This window comes from Kribbella sp. NPDC048928, from assembly GCF_043197975.1.
Lineage (GTDB): Bacteria > Actinomycetota > Actinomycetes > Propionibacteriales > Kribbellaceae > Kribbella.
The window spans coordinates 389,682-404,492 of sequence record NZ_JBICUC010000003.1; the positions used below are offsets into that span (position 1 = coordinate 389,682).

At 69.5% G+C, this 14,811-nt stretch carries 15 protein-coding genes; 7 read left to right on the forward strand and 8 right to left on the reverse strand.

Features of this window, described 5'->3' with window-relative positions; all coding sequences use genetic code 11:
* Nucleotides 1-1,201: 1,201 nt before the first annotated feature.
* Nucleotides 1,202-1,582 (forward strand): VOC family protein, encoded by a 381-nt coding sequence (locus ACGFI6_RS15290; protein ID WP_393118805.1) that lies wholly within the window; start codon nucleotides 1,202-1,204, stop codon nucleotides 1,580-1,582.
* 9 nt (nucleotides 1,583-1,591) lie between these two features.
* On the opposite strand, the gene ACGFI6_RS15295 is transcribed toward ACGFI6_RS15290, so the two are convergent.
* Nucleotides 1,592-2,293 (reverse strand): SDR family oxidoreductase, encoded by a 702-nt coding sequence (locus tag ACGFI6_RS15295; RefSeq protein ID WP_393118807.1) that lies wholly within the window; start codon nucleotides 2,291-2,293, stop codon nucleotides 1,592-1,594.
* A gap of 101 nt (nucleotides 2,294-2,394) precedes the next feature.
* On the opposite strand from ACGFI6_RS15295, the gene ACGFI6_RS15300 reads away from it, so the two are divergent.
* Entirely contained in the window at nucleotides 2,395-3,264 is an 870-nt protein-coding gene (locus ACGFI6_RS15300) for a LysR family transcriptional regulator (protein ID WP_393118809.1), read from the forward strand.
* Between the two features lie 3 nt (nucleotides 3,265-3,267).
* Here ACGFI6_RS15300 and ACGFI6_RS15305 read toward each other — a convergent pair whose 3' ends face one another.
* From ACGFI6_RS15305 to ACGFI6_RS15315, 3 genes are all read right to left on the reverse strand, one after another.
* The gene (locus ACGFI6_RS15305) at nucleotides 3,268-3,837 is read right to left on the reverse strand and encodes a dihydrofolate reductase family protein (protein ID WP_393118811.1); all 570 of its coding nucleotides are present in this window, start codon (nucleotides 3,835-3,837) and stop codon (nucleotides 3,268-3,270) included.
* A gap of 245 nt (nucleotides 3,838-4,082) precedes the next feature.
* Nucleotides 4,083-5,921 (reverse strand): DNA helicase RecQ, encoded by a 1,839-nt coding sequence (recQ, locus tag ACGFI6_RS15310; RefSeq protein ID WP_393118813.1) that lies wholly within the window; start codon nucleotides 5,919-5,921, stop codon nucleotides 4,083-4,085.
* Between the two features lie 59 nt (nucleotides 5,922-5,980).
* Complete coding sequence (locus ACGFI6_RS15315) at nucleotides 5,981-6,823, reverse strand: helix-turn-helix domain-containing protein (RefSeq protein WP_393118814.1); 843 nt, start codon at nucleotides 6,821-6,823, stop codon at nucleotides 5,981-5,983.
* Nucleotides 6,824-6,954: 131 nt separating this feature from the next.
* Between ACGFI6_RS15315 and ilvD the strand changes: the two genes are divergently transcribed.
* On the forward strand, nucleotides 6,955-8,805 hold the full coding sequence (gene ilvD, locus ACGFI6_RS15320) for a dihydroxy-acid dehydratase (RefSeq protein WP_393118816.1): 1,851 nt from the start codon (nucleotides 6,955-6,957) through the stop codon (nucleotides 8,803-8,805).
* A 16-nt stretch (nucleotides 8,806-8,821) separates the two neighbouring features.
* Here the strand turns inward: ilvD and ACGFI6_RS15325 are convergent, their stop codons facing one another.
* The 4 genes from ACGFI6_RS15325 to ACGFI6_RS15340 all read right to left on the reverse strand — a co-directional run bounded on the left by ACGFI6_RS15325 (nucleotide 8,822) and on the right by ACGFI6_RS15340 (nucleotide 10,995).
* Complete coding sequence (locus ACGFI6_RS15325; RefSeq protein ID WP_393118818.1) at nucleotides 8,822-9,124, reverse strand: type II toxin-antitoxin system PemK/MazF family toxin; 303 nt, start codon at nucleotides 9,122-9,124, stop codon at nucleotides 8,822-8,824.
* Nucleotides 9,124-9,363 (reverse strand): ribbon-helix-helix domain-containing protein, encoded by a 240-nt coding sequence (locus ACGFI6_RS15330; protein ID WP_393118819.1) that lies wholly within the window; start codon nucleotides 9,361-9,363, stop codon nucleotides 9,124-9,126. Before ACGFI6_RS15330 ends, ACGFI6_RS15325 begins: the two co-directional genes overlap by 1 nt.
* A 35-nt stretch (nucleotides 9,364-9,398) precedes the next feature.
* Nucleotides 9,399-10,226, reverse strand: a complete 828-nt coding sequence (locus ACGFI6_RS15335) for an SDR family NAD(P)-dependent oxidoreductase (protein ID WP_393118821.1) — start codon at nucleotides 10,224-10,226, stop codon at nucleotides 9,399-9,401.
* 97 nt (nucleotides 10,227-10,323) lie between these two features.
* Nucleotides 10,324-10,995 (reverse strand): LON peptidase substrate-binding domain-containing protein, encoded by a 672-nt coding sequence (locus tag ACGFI6_RS15340; RefSeq protein ID WP_393118822.1) that lies wholly within the window; start codon nucleotides 10,993-10,995, stop codon nucleotides 10,324-10,326.
* Nucleotides 10,996-11,096: 101 nt separating this feature from the next.
* On the opposite strand from ACGFI6_RS15340, the gene hisD reads away from it, so the two are divergent.
* Genes hisD through hisH form a run of 4 tightly spaced genes read left to right on the forward strand, consistent with a single transcriptional unit; the run spans nucleotide 11,097 to nucleotide 14,775 of the window.
* Nucleotides 11,097-12,422: a histidinol dehydrogenase gene (hisD, locus tag ACGFI6_RS15345; RefSeq protein WP_393118824.1), complete on the forward strand. Its 1,326-nt coding sequence runs from the start codon at nucleotides 11,097-11,099 to the stop codon at nucleotides 12,420-12,422.
* Nucleotides 12,423-13,541, forward strand: coding sequence for a histidinol-phosphate transaminase (locus ACGFI6_RS15350; protein ID WP_393118826.1), 1,119 nt, complete (start codon nucleotides 12,423-12,425; stop codon nucleotides 13,539-13,541).
* Nucleotides 13,538-14,137, forward strand: a complete 600-nt coding sequence (hisB, locus tag ACGFI6_RS15355; RefSeq protein ID WP_393118828.1) for an imidazoleglycerol-phosphate dehydratase HisB — start codon at nucleotides 13,538-13,540, stop codon at nucleotides 14,135-14,137. The genes ACGFI6_RS15350 and hisB overlap by 4 nt, the downstream gene beginning before the upstream one ends.
* Nucleotides 14,134-14,775: an imidazole glycerol phosphate synthase subunit HisH gene (hisH, locus tag ACGFI6_RS15360; protein ID WP_393118830.1), complete on the forward strand. Its 642-nt coding sequence runs from the start codon at nucleotides 14,134-14,136 to the stop codon at nucleotides 14,773-14,775. The genes hisB and hisH overlap by 4 nt, the downstream gene beginning before the upstream one ends.
* Nucleotides 14,776-14,811: the final 36 nt, after the last annotated feature.

A 14,811-nucleotide genomic window follows, 5' to 3' on the forward strand; every position in this document is an offset into this window, starting at 1 on the left:
TCGTACACCAGGCCAGCGGCGACATAACCCCCACCGGCCAATCAACCCTTTGAGCCGCGACACGTTGACCCGCGACACGCTCGTCCTGGCCTCCGCCCGGCTGTCCGCGCCTGCATCACGCGGCCGGTTATCCGGCTCTTGTGTCCGATGTGGGTGCCGACCACTCCGCTTCCGAGCCGTGCGGCGGGATGGAGCAAGGAACAGGCACGGTTCGGTGGTGCAGTACGCGAGCCGCGACACCCTTGTCCTGCCCTCTGTGCCGGGGTCGCGTCGAGTCGTGGTGTTTGGCTGGCCCCCGGGCCGCCGAGTCGTGGATCGAGGCTGCGTTTGCCCTGTATTTCACGACCAAGATCCACGACTTGACGAACCAGTCGACTGCCGCACGGCCCGTCGCCACGTGGCCGTCCACTCCTGCACCACACGGCCGGATATCCACTCGCGTTGAGGGTTCTCCACTGGTGTAGGAGCAGAGAACCCACCACAGAAGTGGAGAACCAGCTCTCCTCGAAGGTGCAGGCGCCGGCGGGAGCGATTCCGGCTGCCCTGGCGGCTGCGGCGGCTGCGGTTGCTTTGGTTGCTGTGGTTGGTGTGGTTGCTCTGGCGGCGTGTGGGCGAGGGAAGGGCGGCGGGGTGGGCAGTTCGACAGGACATGTCGGTCGGCGCGGGGTCGGTGGGTGGTGCACCTGAGCGTGAAAGTGCCATGTGCGTACGGTGTCTCGAGGTGCTCTACCTGTTGAAATGCCCGTCGCCCGGCCCGGTCGGTCGGTTTGGTGAGCTGGGCGGCGTGCGATGGCGACAGCGGAGAGCCCGCACAGGCAGCGGAGGGTTGGGACAGGCAGCGGAGGGTTGGGACAGGCAGCGGTGGGTTCGGACAGGTCGTGGCCTGTCCGCGGTCCCCGCTACTTGTTCTGCCCCTCCAGCAGTTCGTCCCGAAATCCCCACGCCCGCCCACCATCGGTCCACCCACACATCCGACAGGACAGCCGGATATCCACTCGCGTTGTGGGTTCTCCACCGGTGTACGAGCAGAGAACCCACAACGCGAGTAGATAACCGTCCCTCCTACCTTCTCGGCGGGTTGGCCGCGGCGGGGCGGCTGGGGCGGACAGTTCGACCGGAGAGCCCTCTTGGCGGGGGATGTCGAAAGCGGTGGGTTGGGTTCTACCTCTTGGTGACAGCACCTCTTCACGAAGGAGTCACCATGAATCACATCGGCGAGATCCGGACCGTCGGGGTCCCGGTGAGCGATCAGGACCGCGCGCTCGCGTTCTACACCGGGACGCTCGGCTTCGAGGTCCAGTTGGATGTTCCGCTGCCGCAGTTCGGCGGCCGGTGGCTCGTCGTCGTGCCGTCCGGCGGCGACCCGGGCCGGGTGGGGATCGCGCTGGTCCCGGCAGGCGAGGGCAACCCGGTCGGCGTCGACACCGGCATCCGGATGGCCAGCCCGGACGCCAAGGCCGCGCACCAGCACTTCATGGCAGCCGGGGTCGAGACCGACGAACTGCTGGAGTGGCCCGGCATCCCACCGATGTTCAGCCTCCGCGACCCCGACGGAAACCGCCTGTACGTCTCTGGTGTCTGACCATCGACATCAGACGAGGACGTGGCCGCCGTCGGCGAGCAGGATGGAACCGGTGGCGAACGGCTGGTTCATCAGGTACACGTAGGCGGCGGCGAGGTCCTCGGGCTCGCCGACCCGCCCGACCGGGAGCGCTTCGGCGGTCGCGTCGTAGTCGAGGCCGCCGCGCCACAACGGCGTACGGACGACGCCGGGCTTGACGGCGTTGACGCGTAGCGGTGCCAACTCCACCGCGAGCCCGCGGACCAGCGCGTCGGTAGCGCCGCAGACGCTGGCGGCGACGGACCAACCGGGGCCGGGACGATCCGCGGCGGCGCCGGTGGTGAGGACGATCGAACCACCCGGTCGGAGCTTCGGTATGGCGGCACTCACCGCGCCCAGCGCACCGAAGTACCGCAGGTCGAACGCGCGCCGGGCCTGGGCGAGATCCATCGAGGCGACCTCGAGCAGCGTCAGCGCCTCGCCCGCGGTGAACACCAGATGATCGAACGGGTCGAGGCCGGCGAAGAATGCGCCGACGGCCGCGGCGTCGGTGAGATCGACCGCCTCGCCGGACGCCGAATCGGGAAGGGTGGTGAGGGCGCGCCGCACCGACTCGGGGTTGCTCGAGGCAACGATCACGGTCGCGCCTTCGGCGGACGCGAGGTGGGCGGTGGCCAGGCCGATGCCCGACGTACCGCCGAGGACGACGACGCGCTGGTCCTGCAGAGTCACGGTACTGCCTTTCGTGGAAGGGGTATCGGCTTCCACGATGCGGCCCCGGCGGCCAGGGCGTCCAAGACCTGTTACCGCGGCTGTAATACCCTGAAGGTATTATGGACCTCGATCTCCGCAAGCTGCGGTACTTCGTCGCCGTCGCCGAGGAGCTGCACTTCGGCCGTGCGGCGGAGCGGCTGCACATCGCGCAGCCGGTGCTGTCGCGGCAGATCCGCGCGCTCGAGGACGAGGTCCGGGCGCAGCTGTTCGTCCGTACGAAGCGCGCGACCGAGCTGACCGCGGCGGGCCGCCAGCTGCTCGACGACGCCCGTCCACTGCTCGCGTCTGCGGAGGCCACCCGCCGCCGGGTCGCGCAGGCTGCACGGGGCTCGAAGACGTTCACGGTCGGGTTCATGCCGGGGCTGACCGTGACCGAGGCGGTACGGGCCTTCGGCGCGGTCCACCCTGGTGTCGAGGTGGAGCTGGTCCGCACCACCTGGGACGACCAGGTCGACGTACTGCGCGACGGCCGGGTCGACGTGAGCATCGTCCGGCTGCCGATCGACCAGGCCGGGCTGACCGTTCGCCCGCTGTTCGAGGAGTCGCGGGTCGCGACGCTGCCGGCCGGTCATCGCCTGGCCGGCAAGCCCGTCATCGACATCAGCGACCTCGCCGACGAACATCTCCTGCAGGATCCGGATGCCGTTCCGGAGTGGCGGGACATCGCCGTCGAGCTGCGTACCGGGACTGCAAAGCCGATCCCGGTTCTGCGCAGCGTCGAGGAGAAGCTCGAACACGTTGCCGCCGGCCACGGTGTCTCGATCGTCCCGCTGTCCGTCGCGAACTTCTACCAACGCCACGACGTCGTCACCGTGCCCGTCGAGAACCTGGCCGCGAACACGGTCTGCCTCGCCTGGATCGCTACCCGCCGGTCCCGCCTGATCCAGGCCTTCGCCGATCTCGCCCAACAGGTCTCCTGGACGCCGTGAGGCTCAACGTCGTACGCGGTAGCGGATGTGGGTTGCTTGCGGGGTGTCGATCACGCGGACGATGTCGAGCTCGATGCGGCGGGGCAGTACGTCGAACAGGCGCAGGCCGGCGCCGAACAGGACGGGCACCTGGCTGAGCTGCAGCTCGTCGAGCAATCCGGCCGCGAGCGCCTGCTGAGCGGTGACGGCACCGTGGACCAGTACGTCCTTGTCGCCCGCCGCGGCCTTCGCCTGCGCGATCGCGCTCTCGAGGTCGGCGACGAAGCGCACGTTCGGGTAGTCCACCGTCGCCGGGCTGTGGCTGAGTACGAAGATCGGTACGCCGTGATGGTCGCCGCCGTAGTAGTCGACCTGCTCGCCCGTACGCCGGCCGACGACGACCGCCCCGGTGGCGTTCAGCTCGTCCCAGATCATCGCGGCCTCGCCCTCCGGCCGCCCGAACTCGCCCTGCGCACCGACGTACCACTCGTGCAACCGCATGAAGTCGTCACCACCGGGATTGCCCGGCCGGTCGTTCGGTCCGGCGATGTAACCGTCGGCGGACATCGACATCAACAGCACCGCTGCACCCATGAGCGTTCTCCTGGTCCTCGGTGGGTGCGGTGGACCCGCACCCGCTGCCTAGTGTCCTGAGTCGGAGGGCCGACGGTGCCCTCGGCGCCCAGGCACGCACCTCGCGGCACTTGCCCAGCGCCCACGATGCGCCGCATCGAGGCCACTGACCAAGCACCCCGATGCACGCACCTGACCACCGATGTCACTCGCCGGACCTCCGACTCAGGACACTACGCGTCAAAGACCGGGCGCCCGATTCGACATCAATCGGCCGCGAGGGTCTCCAGAACGCCGTCGCCGTACTTGGTGAGTTTGTTGTCGCCGATCCCACTGATCTGGCCGAGCTCGGCCAGCGAGGTCGGGAGATCGGTGGCGATCTGGCGGAGCGTTGCGTCGTGGAAGATGACGTACGCCGGCACGCCCTGCTCCTTCGCGACTGCGCCGCGCCACGCGCGCAGCCGCTCGAACACCGGTGCCGCCTCGGCCGGGAGGTCGGCTGCCGCCTTCTTCTTCGAGCCGCCGGAGGACCTGGACGACGACCGGATCCGCTCGGGCTCGCGGCGCATCATCACCTCGCGCCGCCGGCCGAGCACCTCGGCGCTCTCCTCGGTCAGCACGAGCGTGCCGTAGTCGCCCTCGACCGCCAGCAGCCGTAGCGCGAGCAGTTGCCGGACGACGCCGCGCCACTCGGGGTCCTTCAGCTCGGTGCCGATGCCGAAGACGGTCAGCTCCTCGTGCCGGAACTGTTTGACCTTCTCGGTCTCCTTGCCGAGCAGGATGTCGATCAGCTGCCCGGCGCCGAACTTCTGCCCGCGCTCGTGCTGCAGGCGATACACCGTGGACAACAGCTTCTGCGCCGCGATGGTCCCGTCCCAGGACTCCGGCGGCGTCAGGCAGGTGTCGCAGTTCCCGCAGGAGTCGCCGTGCTGACCGAAGTACGCCAGGAGTTGCGAACGGCGGCACTCGACGGTCTCGCACAGCGCGAGCATCGAGTCGAGGTGCGAGCTCAACCGCCGCCGGTGCGCGAGGTCGCCCTCGGAGGTGTCGATCATCTTCCGCTGCTGCACAACATCCTGCAGCCCGTACGTGAGCCAGGCTGTTGAGGGCTGCCCGTCCCGCCCCGCACGCCCGGTCTCCTGGTAGTAGCCCTCGACGGACTTCGGCAGGTCGAGATGCGCGACGAACCGGACGTCCGGCTTGTCGATCCCCATCCCGAACGCGATCGTCGCGACCACAACCAGCCCGTCCTCACGGAGGAACCGCGCCTGGTTCGTCGCGCGGGTCCGGCTGTCCAGGCCGGCGTGGTACGGCACCGCCTCGATCCCGTTCTGGGTGAGGAAGGCCGCGGTCTTCTCGACGCTGTTGCGGGACAGGCAGTACACGATGCCGGCGTCGCCGGAGTGCTCGGTGCGGAGCAGTTCGAGCAGTTGCTGCTGCGGCTTGTCCTTCGGGACGATCCGGTACTGGATGTTGGGCCGGTCGAAGCTCGCCACGAAATGCTTCGCGTCGGCCAGCTTCAGCCGGGTCGCGATCTCCTGGTGGGTCGCCTCGGTCGCGGTCGCGGTCAACGCGATCCGCGGTACGTCCGGCCAGCGCTCGTGCAGCTCGGACAGCATCAGGTAGTCCGGCCGGAAGTCGTGGCCCCACTGCGACACACAGTGCGCCTCGTCGATCGCGAACAGCGCGATCTTGCCCTGGTCGAGCAGCCGCACGGTGGCCTCGACCCGCAGCCGCTCGGGCGCCAGGTACAACAGGTCGAGCTCGCCGGTCAGGAAGGCCTGCTCCACCTCGCGTCGCTGCTCGTAGTCCTGGGTGGAGTTGAGGAACCCGGCCCGGACGCCGAGCGCGGTCAGCGCGTCGACCTGATCCTGCATCAGCGCGATCAGCGGCGAGATGACCACACCGACACCGGACCGCACCAGCGAGGGGATCTGGTAGCACAGCGACTTGCCGCCGCCGGTCGGCATCAGTACCAGCGCGTCGCCGCCCGCGACCACGGTCTCGATGATGTCGGCCTGCTCGCCGCGGAAGGCTTCGTAGCCGAACACCCGCCGGAGGACCTGAAGGGCTTCGGAGTCGGGAAGTTCGGTTGTCTCACTCACCCCGGCGAGTCTAATGAGATCCCTCCCGCGATGCTCGACCGACCACCGCAGCCTGTGGATTACTCATCTGCAGCACCGGATCCGGGTGGTGCGACATGCTGCAGGCTCGGGAGTTCCTCGGTCATCCACTGCCGCGGTGTGCAGCCGGCGATGGCCCGGAACTCACGGCTCAGGTGCGCCTGGTCGGCGTACCCGACGGTGGCCGAGAGGTCGGCCAGCCTGATGCCTGGTCGTCGGCGCAAGAGGCCGGTCGTGCGCTCGAAGCGCAGCACCCGCGCCGCGACCTTCGGCGGCAGACCGTACTCCGACGTGAACCGCTCGGTCAGATGCCGCCGGCTCCACCCGACCTCGCTCGCCAGGTCCTGCACCCCGATCGCTCCACCCGACCTGCTCAGTCGCTGCCACGCCCAGCCGACCTCCGGACTGGTGGTCCCGACGCGTCGCTGATCGAACCGCTGGAGCAGCGCAGCCTCGAGCAGATCGAACCGGTCGTCCCACCCCGGCGCCTCGCGCAACTGCTCTGTCAGTTCACGTGCGGGGCGCCCGAGCACCTCGTCCAGACCGATCACGATCGAGGCGAGCTCGCCCGGTGGCAGGCCGAAGAGCACGCGCGCCGCCGGGGGAGTGAGGGACAGTTGGACGCCGGCGCGGCTGGGCGTCTGTCCGATGTGGACAGCGGTCGAGTGCAATCCGCTCGCGAGCGCGTCGTACTTCTCGACCGGTTGCCCCGGCCAGGCGACACCCAGCGGCTCGTCGAGCGTGATCACCAGGGTCAGGAACCGGGACGAGAGGCCACGGTGCAACGCCGGCGGATCGTCACCGTACGCGTACCCCATCAGATCGGCGACGTACGGCCGCAGAGCACTGCACACGGAACGCGTGCAGTACTCCATTTCAGCCATGATCTGAGGCTAGAACGGTCCTCCGACAAAATCAGTACGCGAACAGTCGCTCCAGGATCCGGGACCGGCGTACCGCCATCCGGACGAGCGTGGCAGTATCGATCAGTACGTACACGTAAGGAGAGATCGTCGTGCCTGCTCTGAGGTCCCGTACTGTCACCCACGGCCGCAACATGGCGGGCGCCCGCGCGCTCATGCAGGCCTCCGGTGTAGCCCGGGAGGACTTCGGGAAGCCGATCATCGCCGTGGCGAACAGCTTCACCGAGTTCGTCCCCGGCCACACGCACCTGGCCCCGGTCGGCCGGATCGTCTCGGAGGCGATCCACGCGGCCGGCGGCATCGCGCGCGAGTTCAACACGATCGCCGTCGACGACGGGATCGCGATGGGCCACGGCGGCATGCTCTACAGCCTCCCGTCCCGGGACCTGATCGCCGACTCGGTCGAGTACATGGTCGAGGCGCACTGCGCGGACGCGCTGGTCTGCATCTCGAACTGCGACAAGATCACCCCCGGCATGCTGAACGCCGCGCTCCGGCTGAACATCCCGACCGTGTTCGTCTCCGGCGGACCGATGGAGGCCGGCCGCGCGACGCTCGTCGACGGCACGGTCCGCAAGCTCGACCTGATCGACGCGATGTCCGAGGCCGTCAACGAGAACGTCTCCGACGCCGACATCCTGCGGATCGAGGAGAACGCCTGCCCGACCTGTGGCTCCTGTTCGGGCATGTTCACCGCGAACTCGATGAACTGCCTGACCGAGGCGATCGGCCTGTCGCTGCCCGGCAACGGTTCGGTGCTGGCCACCCACACCGCCCGCAAGGCGCTGTACGAGAAGGCCGGCGAGACCGTCGTCCAGATCACCAAGCGGTACTACGACAACGACGACGCCACGGTGCTGCCGCGGAACATCGCCTCCAAGGAAGCGTTCGGGAACGCGATGGCGCTGGACATCGCGATGGGCGGATCGACCAACACGATCCTGCACCTGCTGGCCGCCGCGCAGGAGGCCGAGGTCAGCTTCGACCTGGACGACATCAACGCGGTGTCCCGCCGGGTCCCGTGCCTGGCCAAGGTCGCGCCGAACGTCGCCCCCGGCGGTACGTACTACATGGAGGACGTGCACCGGGCCGGCGGCATCCCCGCGATCCTCGGCGAGCTGCACCGCGCCGGCCTGCTGAACGAGAACATCCACACCGTGCACAGCGACTCGATCGACGACTGGCTGAAGACCTGGGACGTCCGCGGCGGCTCGCCGTCGCCGGAGGCCGTCGAGCTGTGGCACGCGGCACCGGGCTGCAAGCGGTCCGCGACCGCGTTCTCGCAGTCCGAGCGCTGGGAGACCCTCGACACCGACGCGGCCGGCGGCTGCATCCGCGACCGCGAGCACGCGTACTCCAAGGACGGCGGTCTGGGCGTACTGAAGGGCAACCTGGCCGTCGACGGCTGCGTCGTGAAGACGGCCGGCGTCGACGAGTCGATCTGGACGTTCGAGGGCCCTGCGGTGGTGTGCGAGTCGCAGGAGGAGGCCGTCGAGAAGATCCTCGCCAAGCAGGTCACCCCCGGCGACGTCGTCGTGATCCGGTACGAGGGTCCGAAGGGCGGCCCGGGCATGCAGGAGATGCTGTACCCGACGTCGTTCCTGAAGGGGCGCGGTCTGGGCAAGGTCTGCGCACTGGTCACCGACGGACGGTTCTCCGGCGGTACGTCGGGCCTCTCGATCGGCCACGTCTCGCCCGAGGCGGCGTCCGGCGGGACGATCGCGCTCGTGCAGGACGGCGACCGGATCCGGATCGACATCCCGAACCGTTCGATCGAGCTGCTCGTCGGCGACGAGGAGCTGGCCGCGCGGGAGGCGGCGCTGAACGGCGTCTACGCCCCGAAGAACCGGGAGCGCAAGGTCTCCACCGCCCTCAAGGCGTACGCCGCAATGGCCACCAGTGCCGACAAGGGCGCGGTCCGCGACGTCAGCAAGCTCGGCTAGAACTCGACGGCCTCGGTCAGAGCTCGAGGTCGAGCGCCAGGTTGATCGCCTCGGCCAGGGCCGGTTCCTGGTCGGGCTGGAGGTAGCCGATGAGTCGGCCGAGCTGGCTCTTCGGGATCGTCTGGATGTTGTCGCAGGAGATCGCGCTGGCGTGGTCGAGGCCGTTGCCGGGGCCGACCAGGACCTCCGTGGACAGGCCGCGGATCGTGCTCGTGATCGGCGCGACCGTGACGTTGGTGAGCCGTGGGCGGATCAGCTCACGGGTCAGCACCACCACCGGGCGCGGTTTGTCGAGCCGGGCGATGTGCAGTGGGCGCATCAGTCGAGGTCGCTCAGCACCGTGCCGGCTGCCGCCGGAGCGAGACCTTCGAGATCGGGGTAGTCGCCGGCGGTGGTGCTCAGGATGGCGAGGTCGCGGGCGGCCAGCTCGCGGCGGCGTTCACGCTCCATCGCCCGGGCGACCACGGAAGCCCGGCTGGTCGCCTTGTCGGTGGCGACCAGCTCGTCCATGAAGTCGACCAGGTCGTCGGGCAACCGAACGGTGATCTGTTTACTCATACTGCGAGAATACCATGAGCATACCGTTGTGGGATTCACTTCGGTAGCGTCTGCTCCACGAGCGTCGACCAGAGCTGCTCGGCGGCCTGCCGGTCCTGGGCGGCGAGGGACGGATCGGCACGGTGCTCGCGCGAGTAGTACAAGCCGGAGTCGTCCGCGACCTCCGGCGAGGTGGCCAGCCAGACGAGCGTCGCGGCCCCCTGCTCCGGCGTCCGCGCGAACGGCTTCGTCATCGCCATCATCAGCTTCATCAGCCGGCCGTTGTTCGTGTTGAAGCCGGTCGCGACCAGCCCCGGCTCGAACGTGTACGTGTGGATCGTCGGCATCCGCCGGGCCAGCTCCCCGCTGAGCAGGATCAGGGCCAGCTTCGTCTCGCCGTACCGGCGCAGTGAGCCGCCCGCGATCCGTGCCGAGGAGGAGAAGAACCGCTCGCCGCCGAGGTCGCCGAAGTCGATCTGCTTCGCCTTCTCGTGCTCGTCCGACGCGGTCCCGATCACCCGGGCACCGGGGGCGAGGTGGGTCGCGAGTTGGGTGGTGATCAGGTACGGCGCGACCACGTTCAGCGCCCAGGTCAGCTCGATGCCGTCCGCCGACACCTGGTGGCTTCCGAAGATCGCGCCGGCGTTGTTGACCAGTACGTCGATGGCCGGCGCCCGCGCCGCGACGTCCACGACCATCTGCCGGATCGAGGCCTGCGAGGTCAGGTCCGCCTCGAACACGTCGGCGCCCCCGAGCTCCCGCGCGACCCGATCGGCCTTCGCCTTGTCCCGCGCCACCAGCCCCAGTTGCGCGCCGCGGTCGGCCAGACCGCGCGCGCCCGCAAGCCCGATACCGTTCGTCCCACCGGTCATCAACACGTACATCGCCCGACTCCTCCCCAGACCGACCCGCCCGCAGTGTAGGGACGGGCCAGATCGCGTGCAGTCATTTGGACGCTCGTCGAAGTGTGCCAGTCGGGGATCAGTTGGGGGAGAGCGAAGACCAGGCGATCAGGTCGGTCGCCGGCAGCGAAGGGAGGGCGGCGATGGCGGCCATCTCGCTGTCCAGGAGGCCGACCAGCTGGGCCAGGCGCGTGGTGGCGTCGGGGGCCTCGAGGAGCTTCTGGCGGTCCGGGGTCATCAGCTTCATCGCGGCCGACATCAGGTACGACAGCGTGCCGGGGTCGTCGGGCAGGTCGCCGAGGTGCAGGCCCGGGCGGCTGATCTCGCTGACGGCTTCGGCGTACTTGCGGAACCGCTTCACCGCGAGGCCTGCCGTCCCGAGCGGATCGTCGCCGAGCTCGTCGTCGAGCCACTCGACGTCCGCGACCAGATAATCGCCGCTGCCGTCCAGCTCGGACACCTTGAACCGGCGGTTCCCGGTCAGCGTGACCTCGATCGGTCCCTCGTCGTCCGCGTCCACGGTGACCTCGGAGATCGTCGCCGCGCAGCCGGTCCCGTACAGCGACCGGAACACCCGCTCACCGAGCTCGTACCCGTCCCGGACCGCGAGGGCGCCGCAGACCAGTTCGCCGCCGTTCTCGACCAGGTCGCGGACCACCGCGCGGCCCTGGACGTCGGTTACCGGAATCGGGAGCACCAGCCCGGGAAAGATCACCGTGTCGACAGTGAGCAACGGCAGGCGGGAGTCCATGTCAACGAGCCTAGTGCAGGCCGACGGCGATCACGCGTCGTGACCGGCCGGTCTGTGGATGGGCCGTCGGGGACGCGGGGGGTGACCACTAGACTGGCGGCATGATTCGCCGCGTCGACCTGCGGGGCCGAGTGGCGGCCGGAGAGGTTTCTGACCTCCAAGCCGAAGTGCGTGCCCTCGTTCCCCGAGCCGTGTTCGACGTCGAGAAGGCTCTCGACGTCGTCCGACCGATCTGCCTGGACGTCCGCCATCGCGGCCTCGAGGCGATTCGGGAGTACGGCGAGAAGTTCGACCATGTGCACGTCGAGGACATCCGGGTCCCGGCGGCGGCGCTGAAGACCGCCCTCGAGGAGCTCGACCCGGAGGTGCGCAGTGCCTTCGAGGAGTCGATCCGCCGGGTCCGCGAGGTCAGCCAGGACGAGTTGACCGCCGACATCGCCTCCGAGCCCGCCCCGGGTGGTCGGGTGACCCAACGATTCGTCCCGGTCCAGCGCGTCGGTCTGTACGTTCCGGGCGGCCGCGCGCCGCTCGCGTCGTCCGTGGTGATGAACGTCGTCCCGGCGCAGGTGGCCGGCGTACCGTCGCTCGCCGTTGCATCCCCGCCACAGAAGGAGTTCGGCGGTCTGCCGCACCCGACGGTGCTGGCGGTCTGCGCGCTCCTCGGGATCGAGGAGGTGTACGCGATGGGCGGTGCGCAGGCGATCGCCGGCTTCGCGTACGGCTTCGACGGCTGCCGGAAGGTCAACCTGGTCACCGGCCCGGGCAACATCTACGTGGTGGCCGCGAAGCGGGCCCTGCTCGGTGAGGTCGGCATCGACTCCGAGGCCGGTCCGACCGAGATCGCGGTCCTCGCCGACGACACCGCGGACCCGAAGCACGTCGCCGCCGACCTGATCAGCCAGGCCGAGCACGACCCGATGGCCGCCGGCGTTCTCGTCACGCCCAGCGAGAGCCTCGCCCGGGCGGTCGAGGCCGAGTTGCCGGGGCAGGTCGCGCAGACCAAGCACCAGGACCGCGTGACGGAAGCGTTGCAGGGGCAGCAGTCTGCGGTTGTGCTCGTCGACGACCTCGATCAGGGCACGGCCGTCGTGGATGCGTACGCCGCCGAGCACCTGGAGATCCAGACCGTGGATGCCGAGGAGCGCGCCGGGCTGATCAGCAACGCCGGCGCGATCTTCATCGGTAGCTGGTCACCGGTATCGCTCGGCGACTACTGCGCCGGGTCCAACCACGTCCTCCCGACGGCCGGCTGCGCCTGCCACTCGTCCGGTCTGTCCGTGCGCAGCTTCCTCAAGGCCATGCACGTCGTGAACTACACCCGCGACGCGCTCCACGAGGTCGCCGGCCACGTGCTGACGCTGGCGCACGCCGAGGACCTGCCCGCCCACGGCGCCGCGGTGTCGGCGCGCTTCCCTGAGGAGAACTGAATGGGCCGCTTCGACGGGCTGCCGATCCGCGAGGAGCTGAAGAGCTTCGAGCCGTACGGCGCCCCGCAGCTCGACGTCCCGGTGCTCCTGAACGTCAACGAGAACCCGTACCCGCCGAGCGAGGAGACGGTCGCCGACATCGCCGGCTCGGTTGCCGAGGCGGCGCGCGGGATGAACCGCTACCCGGACCGCGAGTTCCTCGGCCTCCGCGCGGACCTTGCGGCGTACCTGGCCCGCGAGTCCGGGGCGCAACTGGAGCCCGAGCAGCTCTGGGCGGCCAACGGGTCCAACGAGGTGATGCTGCACATCCTGCAGGCGTTCGGCGGCCCTGGTCGTACGGCGCTCTCGTTCGCCCCGACGTACTCGATGTATCCGGAGTATGCCCGGGACACGAACACCGCCTGGGTCGCCGGCCGCCGCGCCGAGGACTTCACGCTGGACCGGAGCAAGGCGATCGCCGCGATCTCCCGGCACCGCCCGTCGGTCGTGCTGCTCGCCTCGCCGAACAACCCGACCGGGACGGCCCTGCCGATCGATGTCACCGAGGCGATCGTGGCGCAGGCCGCCGCGCTCGGTTCGGTCGTGGTGGTGGACGAGGCGTACGCCGAGTTCCGCCGGGCCGGTACGCCGAGCGCGATGTCCTTGCTGCCCGCGTACCCGAACCTGGCCGTCTCCCGGACGATGTCGAAGGCGTTCGCGATGGCCGGCGGCCGGGTCGGATACCTTGCCGCGAGCAAGCAGTTCGTGGACGCGCTGCGGATCGTCCGGCTGCCGTACCACCTGTCCGCGATCACGCAGGCGGCCGCCCGCGCGGCCCTGCGGCACTCCGGTGAGCTGCTCGGCCGGGTCGAGCGGTTGCGCGTCGAGCGCGACGAGACCGTCGACTGGCTGCGATCCTTGGGGCTGCGCGCGGTCGACTCGGACGCGAACTTCGTGCTGTTCGGTACGTTCGCGGATCGGCATGCGGTCTGGCAGGCGTTGCTCGACGACGGCGTACTGATCCGCGAGACCGGGCCGGACGGCTGGCTGCGGGTCTCGATCGGCACCAGCGAGGAGATGGCCGCGTTCCGCGCCTCGCTGGAGCGCATCCTCAAGACCGACACGGGAAGGCTGTCATGACGCGTACGGCGCGGATCGACCGGGAGACCAGCGAGTCGAAGGTTCTGGTCGAGCTCGACCTGGACGGCACCGGTCGTGCCGACATCTCAACAGGCGTTGGGTTCTACGACCACATGCTCAACGCGCTCGCCAAGCACGCGCTGCTCGACCTGCACGTGAACACGGTCGGCGACCTGGAGATCGACGCACACCACACGGTCGAGGACACCGCGATCGGCATCGGGCAGGCGCTTCGCGAGGCGTTGGGCGACAAGCGCGGGATCCGCCGGTTCGGCGACGCGACCGTACCGCTCGACGAGGCGCTCGTGCACTGCACGGTCGACCTGTCCGGCCGGCCGTACTGCGTGCACACCGGCGAGCCCGACGGCCAGGTGTACGCGATCATCGGCGGCGACTACGCCGGATCGCTGACCCAGCACGTGTTCGAGACGCTCGCGTTCAACGCCGCGATCTGCATCCACATCCGGGTGCTGTCCGGCCGCGACCCGCACCACATCGTCGAGGCGCAGTTCAAGGCGTTCGCGCGGGCGCTGCGGGCGGCCGCCGAGCAGGACCCGCGGCAGCCAGGCATTCCCTCCACCAAGGGCGCCCTGTGAGCAAGAAGGTTGTGCTGCTCGACTACGGCTCGGGCAACATCCGGTCCGGCGAGCGTGCGCTGCAGCGCGTCGGTGCCGACGTCACGGTGACGGCGGACTTCGACGAGGCCTGCAACGCCGACGGTCTGCTCGTGCCGGGCGTGGGCGCCTTCGAGGCCTGCATGACCGGGCTCAAGGCGGTCCGTGGTGACGTGGCGGTCGACCGTCGGCTCACCGGCGGCCGTCCGGTGCTCGGGATCTGCGTCGGCATGCAGATCCTGTTCGCGCGCGGCATCGAGCACGGCGTCGAGACCGAGGGTTGCGAGCAGTGGCCGGGCACGGTCGAGCGCCTGCAGCCCGCGGACGCCCAGCCGGTGCCGCACATGGGCTGGAACACCGTCGACGTACCGTCCGGCACCACGCTGTTCGACGGCCTCGAGAAGGAACGCTTCTACTTCGTGCACTCGTACGGCGTGCGCAGCTGGGAGCTCGACGACGCCCGCGCGTCGGTCGCGCCGCTGGTCACCTGGACGACGTACGGCGACGACAAGTTCGTCGCCGCGGTCGAGAACGGCCCGCTGACAGCGACCCAGTTCCACCCCGAGAAGTCCGGCGACGCCGGCGCTGCACTGCTGGAGAACTGGCTCCGCTCGCTGTGAACGACTGACACCCGTTCTCTTGCCGTTCGGTTGTTG